This is a genomic window from Zunongwangia mangrovi (assembly GCF_900112105.1).
Taxonomy (GTDB): Bacteria; Bacteroidota; Bacteroidia; order Flavobacteriales; family Flavobacteriaceae; genus Zunongwangia; species Zunongwangia mangrovi.
On sequence record NZ_FOKV01000003.1, the window covers coordinates 82206 to 99982 of the forward strand.

General features: G+C 35.9%; 16 protein-coding genes. 11 read left to right on the forward strand and 5 right to left on the reverse strand.

Annotation, left to right across the window (positions count from 1 at the left end):
* Position 1: 1 nt before the first annotated feature.
* Together BM201_RS08650 and BM201_RS08655 are read right to left on the reverse strand one after the other, a co-directional pair.
* Positions 2-1870, reverse strand: a complete 1869-nt coding sequence (locus BM201_RS08650) for a BamA/TamA family outer membrane protein (RefSeq protein WP_139219173.1) — start codon at positions 1868-1870, stop codon at positions 2-4.
* Between the two features lie 244 nt (positions 1871-2114).
* Positions 2115-3182, reverse strand: coding sequence for a branched-chain amino acid aminotransferase (locus BM201_RS08655; protein ID WP_092541672.1), 1068 nt, complete (start codon positions 3180-3182; stop codon positions 2115-2117).
* A gap of 105 nt (positions 3183-3287) precedes the next feature.
* Between BM201_RS08655 and BM201_RS08660 the strand changes: the two genes are divergently transcribed.
* The 3 genes from BM201_RS08660 (at position 3288) to BM201_RS08670 (ending at position 5462) form a co-directional block, all read left to right on the forward strand.
* A complete protein-coding gene (locus BM201_RS08660) occupies positions 3288-3812 on the forward strand; it encodes a DUF4920 domain-containing protein (protein ID WP_092541674.1) in 525 nt (174 codons plus the stop codon).
* 3 nt (positions 3813-3815) lie between these two features.
* Positions 3816-4487: a tRNA (5-methylaminomethyl-2-thiouridine)(34)-methyltransferase MnmC2 gene (gene mnmD, locus BM201_RS08665; RefSeq protein ID WP_092541676.1), complete on the forward strand. Its 672-nt coding sequence runs from the start codon at positions 3816-3818 to the stop codon at positions 4485-4487.
* Positions 4488-4559: 72 nt separating this feature from the next.
* On the forward strand, positions 4560-5462 hold the full coding sequence (locus BM201_RS08670; RefSeq protein WP_092541678.1) for a TIGR01777 family oxidoreductase: 903 nt from the start codon (positions 4560-4562) through the stop codon (positions 5460-5462).
* A 71-nt stretch (positions 5463-5533) separates the two neighbouring features.
* On the opposite strand, the gene BM201_RS08675 is transcribed toward BM201_RS08670, so the two are convergent.
* Positions 5534-6208, reverse strand: coding sequence for a YceI family protein (locus BM201_RS08675; RefSeq protein WP_175487011.1), 675 nt, complete (start codon positions 6206-6208; stop codon positions 5534-5536).
* A 168-nt stretch (positions 6209-6376) separates the two neighbouring features.
* Between BM201_RS08675 and BM201_RS08680 the strand changes: the two genes are divergently transcribed.
* The 8 genes from BM201_RS08680 to BM201_RS08715 all read left to right on the forward strand — a co-directional run bounded on the left by BM201_RS08680 (position 6377) and on the right by BM201_RS08715 (position 14201).
* Entirely contained in the window at positions 6377-6964 is a 588-nt protein-coding gene (locus BM201_RS08680; RefSeq protein WP_092541682.1) for a nucleotide exchange factor GrpE, read from the forward strand.
* A gap of 31 nt (positions 6965-6995) precedes the next feature.
* Positions 6996-8114 carry a molecular chaperone DnaJ gene (gene dnaJ / locus BM201_RS08685; protein WP_092541684.1) on the forward strand — a complete coding sequence of 373 codons (1119 nt, stop codon included), beginning with the start codon at positions 6996-6998 and terminating at the stop codon, positions 8112-8114.
* A 216-nt stretch (positions 8115-8330) separates the two neighbouring features.
* On the forward strand, positions 8331-8870 hold the full coding sequence (locus tag BM201_RS08690) for a fasciclin domain-containing protein (RefSeq protein WP_175487012.1): 540 nt from the start codon (positions 8331-8333) through the stop codon (positions 8868-8870).
* Between the two features lie 142 nt (positions 8871-9012).
* Positions 9013-9942 (forward strand): ABC transporter ATP-binding protein, encoded by a 930-nt coding sequence (locus BM201_RS08695; RefSeq protein WP_092541688.1) that lies wholly within the window; start codon positions 9013-9015, stop codon positions 9940-9942.
* Positions 9935-11230, forward strand: a complete 1296-nt coding sequence (locus BM201_RS08700) for an ABC transporter permease (RefSeq protein WP_092541690.1) — start codon at positions 9935-9937, stop codon at positions 11228-11230. The genes BM201_RS08695 and BM201_RS08700 overlap by 8 nt, the downstream gene beginning before the upstream one ends.
* A 1-nt stretch (position 11231) precedes the next feature.
* Entirely contained in the window at positions 11232-12125 is an 894-nt protein-coding gene (locus BM201_RS08705) for a mechanosensitive ion channel family protein (RefSeq protein ID WP_092541692.1), read from the forward strand.
* A 1-nt stretch (position 12126) separates the two neighbouring features.
* The gene (locus BM201_RS08710; protein ID WP_092541694.1) at positions 12127-13035 is read left to right on the forward strand and encodes a DUF6268 family outer membrane beta-barrel protein; all 909 of its coding nucleotides are present in this window, start codon (positions 12127-12129) and stop codon (positions 13033-13035) included.
* On the forward strand, positions 13035-14201 hold the full coding sequence (locus BM201_RS08715; RefSeq protein ID WP_092541696.1) for a sigma-54-dependent transcriptional regulator: 1167 nt from the start codon (positions 13035-13037) through the stop codon (positions 14199-14201). Before BM201_RS08710 ends, BM201_RS08715 begins: the two co-directional genes overlap by 1 nt.
* Before the next feature lie 148 nt (positions 14202-14349).
* Here the strand turns inward: BM201_RS08715 and BM201_RS08720 are convergent, their stop codons facing one another.
* Together BM201_RS08720 and uvrB are read right to left on the reverse strand one after the other, a co-directional pair.
* The gene (locus tag BM201_RS08720) at positions 14350-15576 is read right to left on the reverse strand and encodes a hypothetical protein (RefSeq protein ID WP_092541698.1); all 1227 of its coding nucleotides are present in this window, start codon (positions 15574-15576) and stop codon (positions 14350-14352) included.
* 127 nt (positions 15577-15703) lie between these two features.
* Complete coding sequence (uvrB, locus tag BM201_RS08725) at positions 15704-17710, reverse strand: excinuclease ABC subunit UvrB (protein ID WP_092541700.1); 2007 nt, start codon at positions 17708-17710, stop codon at positions 15704-15706.
* Positions 17711-17777 lie beyond the last annotated feature (67 nt).

The following is a 17777-nucleotide window of genomic DNA, read 5'->3' on the forward strand; positions in this document are numbered from 1 at the left end:
TTTATCGATATTCTAAGATATGCGGAGGTTCGTAACGGTATTGTTCTAAGTTGAATTGATTATCTGTATTCACATTAAAATCTAAAACGTTGCGACCTCTACCCGGCATATTTGGGAAAATCGCAAAGGATAAACGAATATTGTCGAAAACAAAATAATCGTTACTAATAATAAAACCAAGTCCGAATTTGGTATAAAGATCATTGCTGAAAAATGGTCGTGGTTCTGAGCCTATAAATCCAAGATCGAAATTTACAAACGGACTCATCCTAAAACCCAGCCAACTAAAAGGAACATAAGATTGCGTTTGAAAATTAAAGACGAATTTCCTGGTTCCAAATACCTCGTGCGTGTCAAAACCATAAATACCATACTGGTCATTTAAAGTGATCCTGTCTCTAATAAAATCTTTGCGATTGATACCAACTACGATATTCGATTTTACGAACTGCCTGAAGAACCAGCTTCCTATTCTAAAAATAGGTGAAAAATAAGTGTTTTCTAATCTGAAGAGCGACTGTCTGGCTTCCTTTTCTAAAAAATAACTACCATAGCCAATATTAGTTGCCAGGTAGCCAAAATTTTTAATATAATCTGAATAAGTAAGATCTACTCCCAGATAAAAATAATTCTGATTATCTGAGTTTCGCTGAATACCGGAGTTTATAAAATAACTGTGACCAAGCGCAATATCTTCAATATCCCCATTTCTAAAAATATAGCGATCCCTGGTATAATTTATATTTCTAACTCCAACAGATCCAAGTAAAACATTGGTGTTCGAGAAATAAGCTACCGAGTCGATATGCTCTCCAGGCCTATCCAGGTAGTTTCTATTGGTGTAGCGACCGGCTAGAATAAGGTTGGTTGGTAATTTTTCTTCAGAATCTTTATTTGCAATGGGAATTGCATAACCACCCCAGACATTAAAATCTCGAAAATTTAACGGTTCCCTTAAAAGGGTGTCCAGGTCTTCATGATAAATTTGTTCTTCGTAAAGGGTTTCTCTTACACTTACCTGTCCTGCCCATCGAGCATAAGGCGAGTAAAAATCCCTATCAATACTTGCAAAATTTTCATAGGTGTCATCAACATCCAGATCTCTTAAAAATTCAGCATTAATATAGGTGTTGAATAAATTCTGGGCACGATACCCCACAGTATACCCGGTGCCAATTTCATCTTTATAACCTTTTTTATAAGCTAAAGTAGTACGATGGCCCAGGCCAAAACTATTATATTCTCGAATTCTTAATTCCCCTTTTCGGCTAGAAATATTACCATCTGCAGATATACTCCAGCTATCTAATACATAGACATAAAGGTCTACCGCATTAGGATCGTCCTCTACAAGAACAGGGCGTATTAAAGTTCTTCGAATATAATTTTGAGCTCTTAAAACACGTTCAGATTCTAAAACTTCCAGCGAATCCATTTTAGAATTTTCTTTTACCAACAACAAACCCTTAACGGTAAATTCTTTGGTACGGGCATGCAACACATTGCCTATTTTCTGAATTTTTTGTGTGGGTTTTACAGCGGTATCTTTTTCACTATAACCAAAAGGATCTAAAGAAGTAATATGAATTTCACGTATAGTTTTCCCCTGGTATTTTGAAAAATCACGTTGTAATTGCTTTTCGATCTTTTTGGTAGCAGTTTTAGAATCTGCAGGATTTACAGGATCGAACATCAGATCGTAAAGCATCCTGGTAAACTTACTATTCTTTGTTTTTTCCTGAAGTTGTTTATAAAAATCACGATCCTTAGCCATTTGGATAGAATCACGAACAGGAAATCGCTGTAAACTGTCGTTTTGAGCAGATACTGAAAAACAGTAAAAAAATAATATAAGTACACTGTATCTCAACCCAAATTCTATTAACTCGATATTCGAGGTTTTTTAAGGTCTTTTTTTCTGAAGTCAATTTGTGACAGACCTAAAAGTATCCAATTTTTTTGCTGTTTTAATTAGCGAAAGTGATCGCACAGCAGCAAACAAACATATGTAATTTTTTTCAATACAAATATGTAGCCTTTGTTAAAGAAAGAACTTTTATGAAACAAAAAATGCGCTGAAGATCAGCGCATTTTTCTATGATTTAAAGAGGTTTTTATTTCACCTCGTGTCTCCAACCAAATTTATCTTCTGCCTGGTTATATTGAATCTTTAGTAATCTGTCTTTAAAAGATTTTGACCAGGAATCTTCGATCGTTGGCAATTCGTATTTCTCACCTTTATATCCAAATCCTAGGATTGGAGTTACCACGGTAGCTGTACCAGATCCAAAAATTTCTTTTAGATCGCCAGCCTTAGCAGCTTCGATAATTTCAGAAACCGTTATTCTTCTAATCTCTACGTCAATATTAGCATCTTTAGCAAGATCGATAATACTTTTTCTGGTAACACCATCTAGTATTCTGTCGCTAGTAGGAGCGGTCACTAATTTATCTCCAATTCTAAAGAAAACGTTCATTGTACCCGCTTCTTCCAGATATTCGTGTGTATTGGCGTCTGTCCAGATAATTTGCTGGAAACCTTCACTTTTAGCGATATCTGTTGGGAAAAACTGAGCACCGTAATTTCCGGCAGCTTTTGCATATCCAACACCACCATCTGCAGCACGGCTATAATCTTCAGAAATTTTTACTCTAACTTCTCCGCTATAATAAGATTGCGCAGGAGAACATAAGATCATAAATTTATATTCGGTAGAAGGAGATGCAGATACACCAGCTTCAGTAGCGATCACAAAAGGACGAATGTACATTGAGTTTCCAAAACCTTTTTGGATCCACTCACTGTCTAATTTTAGTAATTCTTCCAGTCCGTTAAAAAAATGACCTTTAGGAAATTCTGGAATAGCAAGACGTTTGCTCGATTTATTTATACGCTCAAAGTTTTGTTCTGGTCTAAAAAGCCAAATTTTATCCTCGTCGTCTTTATACGCTTTCATTCCTTCGAAAACAGCCTGTCCGTAATGAAATACTTTTGCTGAAGGGTACATCTGTAAAGGTCCGTAAGGAACAATTTCAGGAGTTTGCCAGGAACCATCCTTATAATCACAAACCATCATATGATCGGTGTAGACTTTACCAAAGGTAAGGTTGCTAAAATCTGTTTCAGATAATTTAGAAGTAGATGTTTTTGTGATTTTTACTTTCGTTGCGATGTTTTCCATTGTGTGTTATTTAAGAGATTCAAATTTACCTAAATAAAAGTAAATTTAAAATCTAAAGTTTTGGTAATTTTGGGAAATACAAGCAATAATCAATCAAAATTAACCATGAAAAAAATAATGTATTCAGCATTATTATGCTGCGCGCTTTTAAGCTGCAAGAATTCCGAAGAAAATAAAGAAGAAGAAACAGTAAAAACAGAAGAAGCTGAAACTAGCAATAAAGATATGGCCTATGCTTCTTTTGGAGAAGAGATCGCTGCAGAAGGTGCTTTAGATGCTGCAACTATAGCCGAGCGTTACGAAAGTTTGAAGCCTGGCGACACTATTTCTACCAGTTTTGTTTCTACCGTAAATTCGGTTTGTAAAATGAAAGGCTGTTGGATGAATTTGGAGATACCTGGGGATGAAGACGTAAGCGTAAAATTTAAAGACTACGGCTTTTTTGTGCCTAAAGACATCGAAGGAAAAGAAGTGGTAGTTGAAGGAAAAGCTTTTCTTAAAGAAGTATCTGTAGAAGACCAAAAGCATTTTGCCGAAGATGCCGGGAAATCTGAAGAGGAGATCGCAGCTATTACAGAGCCAAAGCAAGAACTTGCATTTTTAGCTAACGGCGTACTTTTAAAACAATAATTTTTGGAACGAAAGATCATTAACACCGGTGACGGTTCGGCTACGATTCATATTCCCGAGTGGAATGAGCAATACCATTCTAAGCATGGTGCTTTACAAGAAGCAATGCATGTGTTTATAAAAATGGGTCTGGATTTTACAATTGCTGAATTTGATAAATTTGAACTTTCTATTTTGGAGATTGGATTTGGAACCGGTTTAAATGCTTTGCTTACCGCTTTCTACGGAAGCACGGTTAAAATAGATTATACAGGTGTTGAAGCCTATCCTGTTAAACCTGAAGAATTAGAAGTTTTAGATTATGCTTCAGTGTTACCCGATTTTGATACTGCAGAAGCTGTTTTTAATAAAATGCATCAAATAGATTGGGAAAAATCTGCTGCTATAACATCTAATTTCAGTTTAAAGAAACAGGAGAAAACTTTTCAGGAGATCGAGGATCAAGATACTTTCGATCTTATTTATTTTGATGCTTTTGGTGCACGAGTTCAACCAGAATTATGGACAGAAGATATCTTTCTTAAAATGTATAATTCTTTAAAGGTCAATGGTGTTTTAGTTACTTATGCCGCGAAAGGAAGTGTGAGAAGAGCGATGCAGGCTGTTGGGTTTACCGTAGAGCGACTGCCTGGCCCACCGGGAAAAAGAGAAATGTTAAGAGCAGTTAAAAAATAGGTTCTACAGCTGTTAAACCTCGCTAAAAAAAATATCCAGAACCTACTTTAGACTTATCTTCAAAAGAAAAAAATGCGGGTATTAATTACTGGAGCAACCGGACTAATTGGGTCAAAAATTTCAGCATTATGCCACGAAAAAGGCATAGATGTAAATTATCTTACCACAAGCAAAGATAAAATTCAGCATAAAGATCATTATCGAGGTTTTTTATGGGATCCTCAAAACAAGGAGATCGATACGCGAGCGATAGAGAATGTAGATGCGGTCATTAACCTTGTGGGCGCAAGCATTGCACAACGTTGGACGAGTGAAAATAAACGAAAGATCTTAAATAGCAGGGTAGAAAGTACCAACCTGTTGTTTGATACTTTATCTAAGAACGATCACCAGATCAAGCAATTTATCTCTGCAAGTGCAATTGGTGTTTATCCAAGTAGCTTGCAAAAGCTTTATTTTGAAGACGAAAAAAGCGTAGACGATTCTTTTGTGGGGAAGGTTGTGGTGAAATGGGAAAGTGCGGTAAATAATTTCAAAGATTTAGGTCTTAAAGTATCGAAAATCAGGATTGGCCTGGTGATGGCTGAAAATGGAGGAATGTTAGAGAAATTAAAAGAACCGGTTAATTTTAATATCGGTGCACCTCTTGGTAGTGGAAAGCAATGGCAATCCTGGATTCATATTAAAGACCTTACTCAAATTTTTCTACACGTTTTAGAAAATCAGTTAGAGGGTACATATAATGGAGTAGCACCAAACCCTGTTACTAATAAAGAAATGACTAAAGAAGTTGCTAATCAATTAGGAAAACCTCTTTGGTTACCTAATGTTCCTAAGTTTGCGCTTAAAGCCGCTTTTGGTGAAATGTCGACACTTTTATTATCGAGCCAGTTGGTAAGTAGTAAGAAAATTGAAGAGCAAGGTTATCATTTTGAATATGTTCATCTAAAACCTGCGTTGGAAGATTTATTATAAGACTTTGTAATTATTGAAAATAAAAAAAGCCGGCGATTAGCCGGCTTTTTTCGTATCCATTAAAAAATGAATTAAGCTTTTTTAGTCGCTTTGATATCTAATTTTAAAGTGATATCGTCGTAGATAAAGTTATCACCTAAACTATCAAATACAGATTTAGACCCGTAGTTTACGTTCCAGTTGGTACGATCGATAGTAAATTCTTCACTAGAAATTTCGTAACTGTCATCAGTTTTGTTGATAGATACAGGGAAAGAAATGTTCTTAGTTTCTTCTTTAATAGTAAGGTTACCAGATAACATCATTTCACCTTCTTCTTCAGAAATTCCAGTTACTTCGAAAGTAGCTTCAGGATATTCGTTTACATTGAAGAAATCTCCTTCTTTACCTTCTACAGTTCCCATTAAGTGAGCTTCAAGACTTTTCTTGTCATCACCTTCAAGATCTGTAACTTCGATAGACATCATGTCGATAGTAAAATCACCACTTTCTACTACACTATCATTAGCCATAAAAGAACCTTCAGAAACTTTTATTGTTCCTGTGTGTTGTCCTGCAGGTTTTTTACCAATCCAGCTAATTGTAGAAGCTGTAGTATCTACAACGTATTCCATAGACTCTGCTGTAGCTTCAGCAACTTCTTTAGCATCTTCAGCTTCGCTTTCGTGACCGCTGTTATTTTTACAACTTCCTAAACCTACGATAAGGCTTAATGCCATAAATCCTTTTAAAATGTTTTTTTTCATCTTGTTGAAATTTAGTTTTTTTGCAATTTGGTTGAGCGACAAATGTAATATGAAATATATTTTTTTGTACTAAAATAATATTAAAAATAATCGGTGACATTTTGACACAACGCTAGGCTTGGCAATAAATTTGACTATGCTAAAGCATCAAAAAATTGATATAAGACAATGACAAAGAAAGCTAACGATAAAAATCAGGATTCTGTAAAAGATCAGGTAGAAGAAAATATCGATAAGGCAATCGATGAGGTAGAAAAAGAGAAAGCTGAAATGCCTGAGGATAAAGAGCAAGCAGATGAAGAGGTTTCAGAAAGTGATCAACTTAAAGAAGACCTTCAAAAGGAAAAAGATAAATTCTTGCGTCTTTTTGCTGAATTTGAGAATTATAAAAAGCGAACTTCTAAAGAACGCATCGAGTTATTTAAAACTGCCAACCAGGAAGTTATGCTTGCTATGTTGCCAGTTTTAGATGATTTTGACAGGGCTTTAGTTGAAATTAGAAAAACTGAAGATAAAAACCTTTTAAAAGGAGTAGAGCTAATACATACTAAGTTTAGCGAGACTCTTAAAAATAAAGGTTTAGAACCAGTAGAAGTTGAAAGTGGAGATACTTTTGATGCTGATATTCATGAGGCAATTACGCAAATTCCTGCTCCTACAGAGGATCTTAAAGGTAAGATCGTAGATGTAGTAGAGCGAGGATATAAATTAGGAGAACGTATTATTCGTTATCCAAAGGTTGTTACTGGTAAGTAAGGAGTACAACTTTTAAAAAGCAAACTAAACCATGAAAGAGGATTATTACGAAATATTAGGTATAAGCAAAGGTGCTTCGGCAGCTGAAATTAAGAAAGCCTATCGAAAGATGGCGATCAAATATCACCCAGATAAAAATCCTGGGGATTCAGAAGCCGAGAATAAATTTAAAAAAGCAGCGGAAGCTTACGAAGTATTAGGAAACGAAGAAAAAAGAGCCAAATACGATCGTTTTGGACATCAGGCCTTCGAAGGAGGCGGCTTTGGTGGTGGCGGTGGCATGAATATGGATGACATATTCAGTCAGTTTGGTGATATCTTTGGAGGCGGCTTTGGCGGCGGATTCTCAGGTTTCGGTGGCTTTGGTGGCGGCGGTCAGCGTCGTGCAAAAGGAAGTAACCTTAGGATTCGTGTTTCTTTAACCTTAGAAGAGATCGCTAACGGAGTAGAGAAGAAGATCAAAGTAAAACGTAAAGTTCAGGCTTCAGGAACCACATACAAAACCTGTTCTACATGTAATGGTACTGGGCAGGTAACTCGTGTGACTAATACTATTTTAGGTAGAATGCAAACTGCTTCACCATGCACAACCTGTGGTGGTAGTGGGCAAATGATCGATCAAAAGCCTGCAGATGCAGATGCGCAGGGATTAAAAGTTCAGGAAGAGACCGTATCTATCAAAATACCTGCAGGGGTAGAAGATGGGATGCAGTTAAAAGTTTCAGGTAAAGGAAACGAAGCGCCTGGAAACGGAATTCCGGGAGATCTTTTGGTAGCTATCGAAGAAAAAGCGCATGAAAGCTTACAAAGAGAGGGAGATAATTTACATTATGATCTTTATGTAAGTATTTCTGAAGCAGCACTTGGAGCTTCTAAGGAAATCCAAACCGTAAACGGTAAAGTGAGAATTAAGATCGAGCCGGGTGTGCAATCTGGTAAGATTTTAAGACTTAGAGGTAAAGGCGTAAGTAGTTTAAATGGATATGGTAAAGGAGATTTACTTGTTCATGTAAATGTTTGGACACCAAAAACCTTAACTAAAGAACAAAAAGAATTTTTCGAGAAGATGGCTACTGACGAGAACTTTCAGCCGAATCCCGAAAAAAGTGATAAGTCATTTTTTGAAAAAGTTAAAGATATGTTTTCTTAGAATCTTCATTTTAAGAAAAAATTTATATATTTGATTCTCACTAAGACTTTTAGTGATAATTTTTCTTTTTCATAGCAATTTTTTTCCCATCCTTAATCAAATTAAGGGTGGGTTTTGTTTTTTAACAAACTCGTTAAACCTTCTATAAACTAAGTTTAAACTGCTTGTCTTCAGTATATTTCTTTAGTAATTTTCGAAAAAACAAAAATGAAAATTATGAAAAAGAAGAGTTTAATTTTATCTATGCTAATTGGATTATTTACCGCAATTTCATTCGCTCAAGACAGTGAATACTTCGATGATCTAGCAGATACTAAAAATTACACAGCCGTAGAATTAGCAAAACAAGAAAGTGATTTTTCAATATTTCTTGAATTTTTAGAAGCATCTGGGTTAGATACTTCTGTAGAATATGCAGATGGATTTACCATTTTTATGCCAACCAACGAGGCATTTGGGGAGATGGAAGTAGAAAAGCTATCTAAATTAACCAATCCAGATAACAAGATGAAACTGGTAGAATTTGTAAAACATTATATAGTGCCAGAAAAAGTCCTTAAAAATCAATTTAATAGTTCTCAGGTAATTACCGTTTCTGAAGATGAATCGATTAAGATAAATACCGAAATGAATGGACAAAGCGTAGATGTTGGAGGTGCAAATATCATTGAAAGTGATATTGAAACTAAAAACGGAATCGTTCATGTGATCGACCAATTAATAACTCCTACAAATTATTTTGCAAGCAGTTATTAATTAATAATAACATCAGATCCCCGAGAGGCTTTCTAAATTAGGAAGCCTTTTTTTGTGTCTTATACTGAAATTATAAATATTAAGTACCAATTTTTAAGTCTGTACTAGGATTTGAATATCTTTACACCTCTAAAATTTTTTTATGGAAAATCTTTTGGTTGCAGAGAACATCTATAAACGATTTGGAGGTTATACTGCACTAAATAATGTATCGATCACCATCCCAAAAGGAAGTGTCTTTGGTTTGTTAGGGCCAAATGGCGCCGGTAAGACCACATTTATTAGGATTATTAATCAAATTACGATGCCAGATGAGGGCAAAGTATATCTTGATGGCAAACCTTTACATCCAGAAGATATTAGACATATTGGTTACCTTCCAGAAGAGCGTGGCTTATACAAGTCGATGAAAGTAGGAGAGCAGGCAATGTATTTGGCCAGGTTAAAGGGACTTTCTAAAGCTGAAGCTAAAGAAAGACTTAAATATTGGTTTAAAAAATTAGATATAACCGATTGGTGGGATAAGAAGATCCAGGAACTGTCTAAAGGGATGGCTCAAAAAGTACAGTTTGTGATCACAGTTTTACACGATCCCAAATTGTTGATTTTTGATGAACCTTTTAGTGGTTTCGACCCGGTAAACGCGAGCATTATAAAACGTGAAATTTTAGAACTAAAAGAAAAGGGGGCAACCATTTTGTTTTCTACACACCGCATGGAAAGTGTCGAAGAGCTTTGCGATTATATGGCGCTTATCAATAAATCGAATAAATTATTAGACGGTAAGGTTTCTGAAATTAAAAAGGAGTATAAAAGCAATACTTTTGAAGTTGGTCTGGAAAGTGAGAACGAAACAGCTTTACTCGCAGAACTTCAGGAGAAATTTAAAGTAGGAAAGGCTCAATTTAAGAGTATAAACGATGATCTTAAAGTAAGCATTCAGCTTCAGCCACACGAAAATCCAAATGATCTTATTCAGTATTTATTAAACAGGGCAAAGATCAATCACTTTGTAGAAGTAATTCCTTCAGTAAACGATATTTTCATTAAAACGGTTACTCATAATGCGTAGTTTAAAACTTATCATTCAGCGAGAATATTTAGCAAGAGTACGTAATAAGACTTTTATTATAATGACATTTCTTAGTCCGATTATTTTGGTAGGAATGTTTGCTTTAATCGCTTATTTAAGTATGCTAAATAGCAGCGAACAGCATATCATTGGGTTTCATGATGAAACCGGTCTTTTTTTAAAAGAATTTCAAGATGATGAAAATCTTCAGTATTTAGACTTTTCTGCTAAGTCTTTAGATGAAGCCAAAAAAATTGTTCGTGAAAATGAATATTATGGGCTTATACATATTCCTGATGCAGATAATAATTACGATCTAACTGGAAAAGTTCAGTTTTTTGGTGAAGAGTCTCCCGGATTGGGAACGGTACAGAATATAGAAAAGATCATTTCCAATAAATTACAGCGCAACGAGTTGATCGAACGTGGAATAGATGTGGCTCAGATCGATTCTGCCAAGACAAGTGTAGATGTCCAAATTCAGAATTTTTCTGGAGAGACCACATCAAAAATGGCCAATTATCTTAGAATGTTTTTTGGTGGTGCAGCGGGTTATTTATTAATGATGTTTATTATCATTTATGGTAATATGGTAATGCGTTCTGTGATCGAAGAGAAAACTAATCGAATTATCGAAATTATAGTTTCTTCGGTAAGGCCCATTCAGCTAATGCTAGGAAAAGTAATTGGTACTTCGTTGGCAGGAATCACACAATTCACAGTTTGGGTTATTTTAGGCGGAATTTTATACACTCTCGCCGGTCTATATTTTGGAGTAGATCTTATGAATGCGCAACCGGGACAAGTTGAAGTAGAACAACTAAATATTCCTGAAGTTAATCAATTAGTAACGGATGTACTTAATTTGCCAATTTTTAGTCTAATTGTATATTTTCTAATATACTTTTTAGGAGGATACTTTTTGTACAGTGCCATTTATGCTTCAATTGGGGCTGCCGTAGATAGCGAGACAGATACTCAGCAATTTATGCTTCCGGTGATACTACCTTTAATGTTGGGAATCTATGTAGGATTTTTTGCTGTGATCGAAAATCCACACGGTACTATAAGTACGATTTTCTCAATGATTCCTTTAACTTCTCCTATAGTTATGTTAATGCGTATCCCATTTGGGGTGCCTTGGTGGGAAATTTCCCTTTCTATTCTTATATTGCTGTGCACCAATACGGCTGTGGTATGGCTTGCCGCTAAAATTTACCGTGTTGGTATTTTAATGTACGGTAAGAAAGCTAGTTATAAAGAGATTTATAAGTGGCTTAAATATTAGAATGCAAAACGATACAGCGAATCAAATTTCAGAAGTAATAGAGCAGGACATCTGGGGAAATATCCAGACATTTTTAGATTTTACCCTGCTTACGCAGCCATTTAAGCTAACCGTTGGGATAGTTTTACTGGTGATCTTCGTATTTATTCTAACTTCTGTTGTACTAAGACTTGTACGTAATTTTATTGCAAGCAAACTTTTAAACGAGGATAAACTAAAGTTTATAAGTGCTTTTAAGTTTGTAAAGTATATCGTTTATCTTATTGTAATCCTAATTACCTTAAGTTCTAGCGGTGTAGATATTTCAATCTTGCTAACTGCTTCAGCAGCACTATTTGTTGGTGTAGGTTTGGCATTGCAGGAATTATTTCAGGATATCATCGGCGGAATTTTTATCATTTTAGATAAGTCACTATTAGTAGGAGATATTATCGAAATTGATAATAAGGTTGCAAGGGTTTTCGAAATTAAACTTAGAACCACGCGTGCACTTACCAGGGATGATAAGGTAATGATCATTCCTAACCATAAATTTATAAGTGACACGGTATATAATTATACACAAAACCACCGTACTACCAGAGAATGTGTGAATGTTGGTGTAGCTTATGGTAGTGATACTCAAAAAGTAAGAGAACTACTTCTAGATTGTGTAGCGAGACAAAAAGGAGTGCTTAAAAATCCAAAACCATTCGTTTTATTTGAAGATTTTGGTGATTCAGCTTTATTGTTTGGTGTGTATTTTTACATAGGAGATAGTTTTACAGACCCCAAGATAAAAAGTGAACTACGTTTCAAGATCGGCGATAGTTTTAGACAAAATGGTATTAGTATCCCATTCCCACAAAGAGATCTGCATATAATTAATACTCCGAATCAACCAAAAACCGACTAGTATGAAGGACGCTTCTAAAAGTATTTTAGTGCTATTGCTTTTTCTTTTTTTTGGAATTTCAGCAAACGCACAGTTAACAGATTTAGCCAGGGTAGAATTTACTTACTTCCCACAATCTGATTCTGATAATTCTTTTAGAAGGTTTCGAACTTTTTTGAACTTCCCTATAAAATTAAAAAAAGAAGGTTCTTACCTGGTGCCGGGAGTTGAATATAGAAATGTTCATTTTAAATTTTACGATGATACATCTTTTGAGACGCTTCATTTAGATAGATTTCAATCATTCACGGCAACTCTTGGGTATGTTTTTCATCTAAGCAATGATTGGCGAGTTGGGATTCAAACTGGCGCAAAAGCTGCCTCAAACTTTTCTACGAACGAATTACTTAAGGATGATATTTTATACGAAGGAGCTGTATTTTTTATCAAAATAAAGAATGGGGAAGAGGTGCTTAAGCCTACACGTATGATCTTTGGTTTACACTATTCAACAACTTCAGGATTCCCATTTCCATTGCCCGTTGCTCATTATTACAAAAAGTTTCATCCGCAATGGTCGTATATGGTTGGAGTTCCTAAAACTAACTTAAAATATCACGCTAACGACCGTAATGTTCTTCAGGCTTTTGTAACTTTAGATGGCTTTTATGCAAATGTTCAAGATAATTTTAATATAACGCCAACGGTTCCAAATAGTACGAATCTTGCAGATAGTATGTCTATGACCGTTGTGCTGGCTGGTTTAGGTTATGAGTATAGTTTTACTGAACATTTAGGACTTTATGTTTATGCCGGCCATACAATTATGAATGATATTCGTTTACGCGATAAAGATAGAAATGATGTTTACACGATAAATTCAGTGAATACATTTTATGCGCGTGGCGGACTTAAATTTAGTGTGTTTTAATGTCTAAAATATTATTAATAGAAGATGAAGCAGCCATTAGAAGGGTGCTTGTTAAGATTCTAAGCGAAGAAAATAAAGAGTATAATGTAACCGAAGCCGAAGATGGTCTTGTAGGGATGGAATTGATCAAAAAAGAAGATTTCGATCTTGTTCTTTGTGATATTAAAATGCCTAAAATGGATGGTGTAGAGGTTTTGGAAGCAACCAATAAAATTAAACCAGAGATTCCTTTTGTAATGATCTCTGGGCATGGCGATCTGGATACTGCCGTTCAAACCATGAGGATGGGTGCTTTCGACTATATTTCTAAACCACCAGATCTTAATAGATTACTGAATGCGGTTCGCAATGCTTTAGACCGAAAACAATTGGTGCAGGAAAATGCCAGACTTAAAAAGAAAGTTGGTAAGAATTTTCAGATGATTGGTGAATCTGAAGAAATCAACAGAATTAAAGAGATCATCGAAAAGGTGGCTCCAACAGATGCTAGAGTTTTGGTTACAGGAGCAAACGGTACAGGTAAAGAATTAGTGGCACATTGGATCCATCAAAAAAGTGAACGTTCTAAAGGACCAATGATAGAAGTGAATTGTGCTGCAATTCCTTCAGAGTTGATCGAAAGTGAACTTTTTGGGCATGTTAAGGGAGCATTTACTTCAGCAAATAAGGATAGGGCAGGTAAGTTTGAAGCGGCGAATGGTGGAACTATCTTTCTAGACGAAATAGGGGATATGAGCCTTTCTGCACAGGCTAAAGTGCTAAGAGCCTTACAGGAAAATAAAATATCGCGTGTAGGTAGCGATAAAGATATCAAAGTAGATGTTCGTGTGGTTGCTGCAACGAATAAAGATCTAAAGCAGGAGATCGAAGATAAAAAGTTTAGAGAAGATTTATACCATCGTCTCGCCGTGATCTTAATAGAAGTACCTTCTCTAAATGAACGTAAAAATGATATCCCTCTTTTAGTAGAATACTTCGCAGAAAAGATTGCTAAAGAGCAGGGTACTAATAAGAAATCATTTACGAATGAAGCCCTTAATTTACTAAAAGAATATAACTGGACAGGAAATATTAGGGAGTTGCGTAATGTTGTAGAGCGTTTACTAATTCTTGGTGGTAGTGAAATCACAGATGAGGATGTAAGCCTCTTTGCCAGCAAAGTTTAAAAAAGAATATTGAGTCATAATAGAAAAGCCGAATCCTAGGATTCGGCTTTTTTTATTGGCACCGCCAAAGGGTATAATACTCCGAGGATTGCCTCGAATTTAAAAAATTGTTTCTAGTGAATGCCTCATGGGCTTGCCCAAAGGTAGTTTACTCTTTGTATTTATTAATTACAAGCCATCTATTGCCAGCGCTTAGAATTGTGAGTACCGTTCCGCTTTCAATATTACTTACGGTGCTGTTGGTTGTAACATCAAAAAGATCATCACCATTTACAAACGACAAAGGTTTATCTGAAGTAGTAGACCAACATACTAAAATAATTGTTCTGCCTCTATTCTCTGAAGCATCTGGCACCTGCACCGAACTAAGATTATTATTAATTCTTAGCGAACCAAGATGATCTTCAATAGTGAATGTTCCGGTGCTACTGGTTGAGGATACATATGGAAAATAAGTGGTTGGACGCCATCTCATCAGTCCGTTTTCGCCTAAGCTTAGTACCATGTCTTCAATACCTCTTTCCGAAGGAAAAATATATTCGGTAGAAGGATTTAATCCAATCCCTAACCTACCTGCAAAATAACCGGCAAAAACATTGGCAGTGCTATTACCTTCTGCGAAGCCATAAATAGCATAAATATTTCCTTGTGCTGTGGAACTTCCAATTTCAGAATACATCCCAAAATTATCACTTCTGGCACCATAAGTTCTACCTACACGATTAAAGAATCCATAGATGTCGTTGGTGCCTGTGCTTTGAAAAGTCTCATTAAAAATACCGTAATGAATTCCGGAGCCAGTTCCGTTCACGTTATTTTTAATTCCGTATTTTGTTCCGTTAGTAGAACTTCTGTTTGTGTTTTCTATACCGTAGGTGGTTCTGGTATTGGTTTCTGAATTCTGATTATCGATCTCCAGACCTTTTTGGGTGTCATCATCATTTTCGTCTACTTCGACCTGAATTTTAGATTCAATATCATCTGTACCTATACCAATATTACCATCTCTGTAAATAGCAGATTCGATATTTTGAGGGGAGTTTTCTGTATCTATTTCGTAAAAATTTGCTTCAGATGAGTTTCCTTCTATAGGTAACCATGAGGATTCTTCGGCATTCCAGAAATAAAATCCCTGTGAAAAATCATCAATATCATGGTCCAAATAAACCATCATTCCGTTTTGTTCATCGGTTGGATCTTCAGACGGAAATTTCGAAATACGTGGAATCAAAATTCCGTCGATATTAGAGGGATCATCGGGATCTGAGCTTACAATATCTAAAGTAGCCTTTGGGTTTGCAGTATTAATTCCCACTTGCGCATTTACAAGCAGGCTAAAATAGAAAATCGATAAAATTGAGATAAATGTTTTCATAGGCATCTAGTTTTTAGATTGCTTAGAAAACTAAGGATTCCGGGGAGTGTGATAATTATAAAATTATAACACAAAACCCTATAAGTCAATATGTTGTAAGTTAATTATATGGTAATCATTGATAAACTTATGCCAATTCTTTTAATTTATCCTGTAAAATCTTGATCTCATCACGTAATCTTGCTGCCTCCATAAAATCTAGTTCTTTCGCTGCAGTTTCCATTGCTTTACGCTTTTCTTTGATCTTTTTATCGATCTGAGGTTTGGTTAGGTACGCACCTTCTTCTTCCGCAGCCTGCATTGGAGGTTTGTTATCACCTTCAAAAATCTCAAGCTTTTTCTTTACAAGTGTAGAGCTCTCAAGTTTTTTAACCAGAGGTTTTGGCGTAATATTATGCTTTTTGTTGTAATTCATCTGCTTGGTTCTACGGTATTCGGTTTCATCCATGGTTTTTTGCATACTGTCAGTAATTTTGTCAGCATACAAAATGGCTTTCCCTTCAACGTTTCTTGCTGCACGACCAATGGTTTGAGTAAGTGAACGGTTACTTCTCAAAAATCCTTCCTTATCAGCATCGATAATAGCCACGAGCGAAACCTCTGGTAGATCCAGACCTTCCCTAAGCAAGTTTACTCCAATTAGCACATCAAATAATCCACGACGAAGATCCTGCATAATCTCTACTCGCTCTAAAGTATCCACATCACTATGAATATATCTACAACGAACATCGATTCTGGTTAAATATTTAGCTAATTCTTCAGCCATTCTTTTAGTTAGTGTAGTCACCAAAGTCCGCTCATCCTTTTCAACTCTTATTTGAATTTCCTCAATAAGATCATCGATCTGGTTTTGACTAGGGCGTACTTCGATCACCGGATCTAAAAGTCCGGTTGGTCGAATCACCTGCTCCACATAAACTCCCTCACTTTTCTGAAGTTCATAATCGGCCGGAGTAGCACTTACATAAATAACTTGATTTTGAAGGATCTCGAATTCCTCGAATTTTAAAGGTCGGTTATCCATCGCTGCCGGAAGTCTAAAACCATAATCTACCAAAGTTTCTTTTCTAGAGCGGTCACCACCATACATCGCGTGAACCTGGGGGATAGTTACGTGAGATTCATCTACAACCATTAAGAAATCGTCTGGAAAATAATCTAATAAACAGAAAGGCCTTGTCCCCGGATTACGGCCATCTAGGTAACGTGAATAATTCTCGATCCCAGAACAATATCCAAGCTCACGAATCATTTCTAAGTCGAAATTGGTCCTTTCGTCCAGCCTTTTTGCTTCAAGATGTTTACCAATATCCCTAAAATAATCTACCTGTTTTACCAGGTCATCCTGTATGCTTCGTATCGCATTTTGTAAAACATCTGGCGATGTCACGAACATATTGGCAGGATAGATATTTAATCGTTCATATTTTTCAATCACGTCGTTGGTAGCGGGATCAAAAGCTTCAATTTCCTCGATCTCATCACCAAAAAAGTGAATTCTGAAGGCGTTATCGGCGTAGCTAGGAAAAACATCTACGGTGTCGCCTTTTATTCTGAAGTTTCCATGAACAAATTCAGCTTCGGTTCTAGAATATAAACTTTGAACTAAACTATGCAGAAATTTAGTTCTTGAAATTTCCATGTCTCTTTCAATAGAAACCACGTTTTTACGGAATTCTACCGGGTTACCAATACCATAAAGACAGGAAACCGAAGCGACAACAATAACATCACGTCTTCCGCTAAGTAGGGAAGAGGTGGTGCTTAATCGTAGTTTTTCGATCTCATCATTTATCGAAAGATCTTTTTCTATGTAGGTTCCTGAAGATGGAATAAAAGCTTCAGGTTGATAATAATCGTAATAACTAACAAAATATTCTACCGCATTATTCGGGAAAAACTGTTTGAATTCTGAATACAACTGCGCTGCAAGGGTTTTGTTGTGCGCCAAAACCAGTGTTGGTTTTTGCACTTCCTCGATTACATTAGCAACAGTAAAGGTTTTACCAGAACCGGTAACTCCCAAAAGTGTTTGAAACTGGTCATTCTTTTCGATACCGCTAACCAGTTGTTTTATAGCGTTGGGTTGGTCTCCGGTTGGTTTATATTCAGATTCTATCTTAAATTTCATGCGTTCTTTTTCTTAGCCTTACGAAGTTAAGCAATAAATGTGCCTATTCAAACAGGGTAGAAAAATT

Excerpts from the sequence above, each read along its gene's own strand:
- BM201_RS08710 (WP_092541694.1), top strand. The coding sequence starts at position 12,127 with ATGAAGGACGCTTCTAAAAGTATTTTAGTGCTATTGCTTTTTCTTTTT.
- BM201_RS08700 (WP_092541690.1), top strand. The coding sequence starts at position 9,935 with ATGCGTAGTTTAAAACTTATCATTCAGCGAGAATATTTAGCAAGAGTA.
- BM201_RS08655 (WP_092541672.1), bottom strand. The coding sequence starts at position 3,182 with ATGGAAAACATCGCAACGAAAGTAAAAATCACAAAAACATCTACTTCT.
- BM201_RS08675 (WP_175487011.1), bottom strand. The coding sequence starts at position 6,208 with ATGAAAAAAAACATTTTAAAAGGATTTATGGCATTAAGCCTTATCGTA.
- BM201_RS08705 (WP_092541692.1), top strand. The coding sequence starts at position 11,232 with ATGCAAAACGATACAGCGAATCAAATTTCAGAAGTAATAGAGCAGGAC.
- uvrB (WP_092541700.1), bottom strand. The coding sequence starts at position 17,710 with ATGAAATTTAAGATAGAATCTGAATATAAACCAACCGGAGACCAACCC.
- BM201_RS08670 (WP_092541678.1), top strand. The coding sequence starts at position 4,560 with ATGCGGGTATTAATTACTGGAGCAACCGGACTAATTGGGTCAAAAATT.
- BM201_RS08695 (WP_092541688.1), top strand. The coding sequence starts at position 9,013 with ATGGAAAATCTTTTGGTTGCAGAGAACATCTATAAACGATTTGGAGGT.
- BM201_RS08715 (WP_092541696.1), top strand. The coding sequence starts at position 13,035 with ATGTCTAAAATATTATTAATAGAAGATGAAGCAGCCATTAGAAGGGTG.
- BM201_RS08720 (WP_092541698.1), bottom strand. The coding sequence starts at position 15,576 with ATGAAAACATTTATCTCAATTTTATCGATTTTCTATTTTAGCCTGCTT.
- dnaJ (WP_092541684.1), top strand. The coding sequence starts at position 6,996 with ATGAAAGAGGATTATTACGAAATATTAGGTATAAGCAAAGGTGCTTCG.
- BM201_RS08660 (WP_092541674.1), top strand. The coding sequence starts at position 3,288 with ATGAAAAAAATAATGTATTCAGCATTATTATGCTGCGCGCTTTTAAGC.
- BM201_RS08680 (WP_092541682.1), top strand. The coding sequence starts at position 6,377 with ATGACAAAGAAAGCTAACGATAAAAATCAGGATTCTGTAAAAGATCAG.
- BM201_RS08690 (WP_175487012.1), top strand. The coding sequence starts at position 8,331 with ATGAAAAAGAAGAGTTTAATTTTATCTATGCTAATTGGATTATTTACC.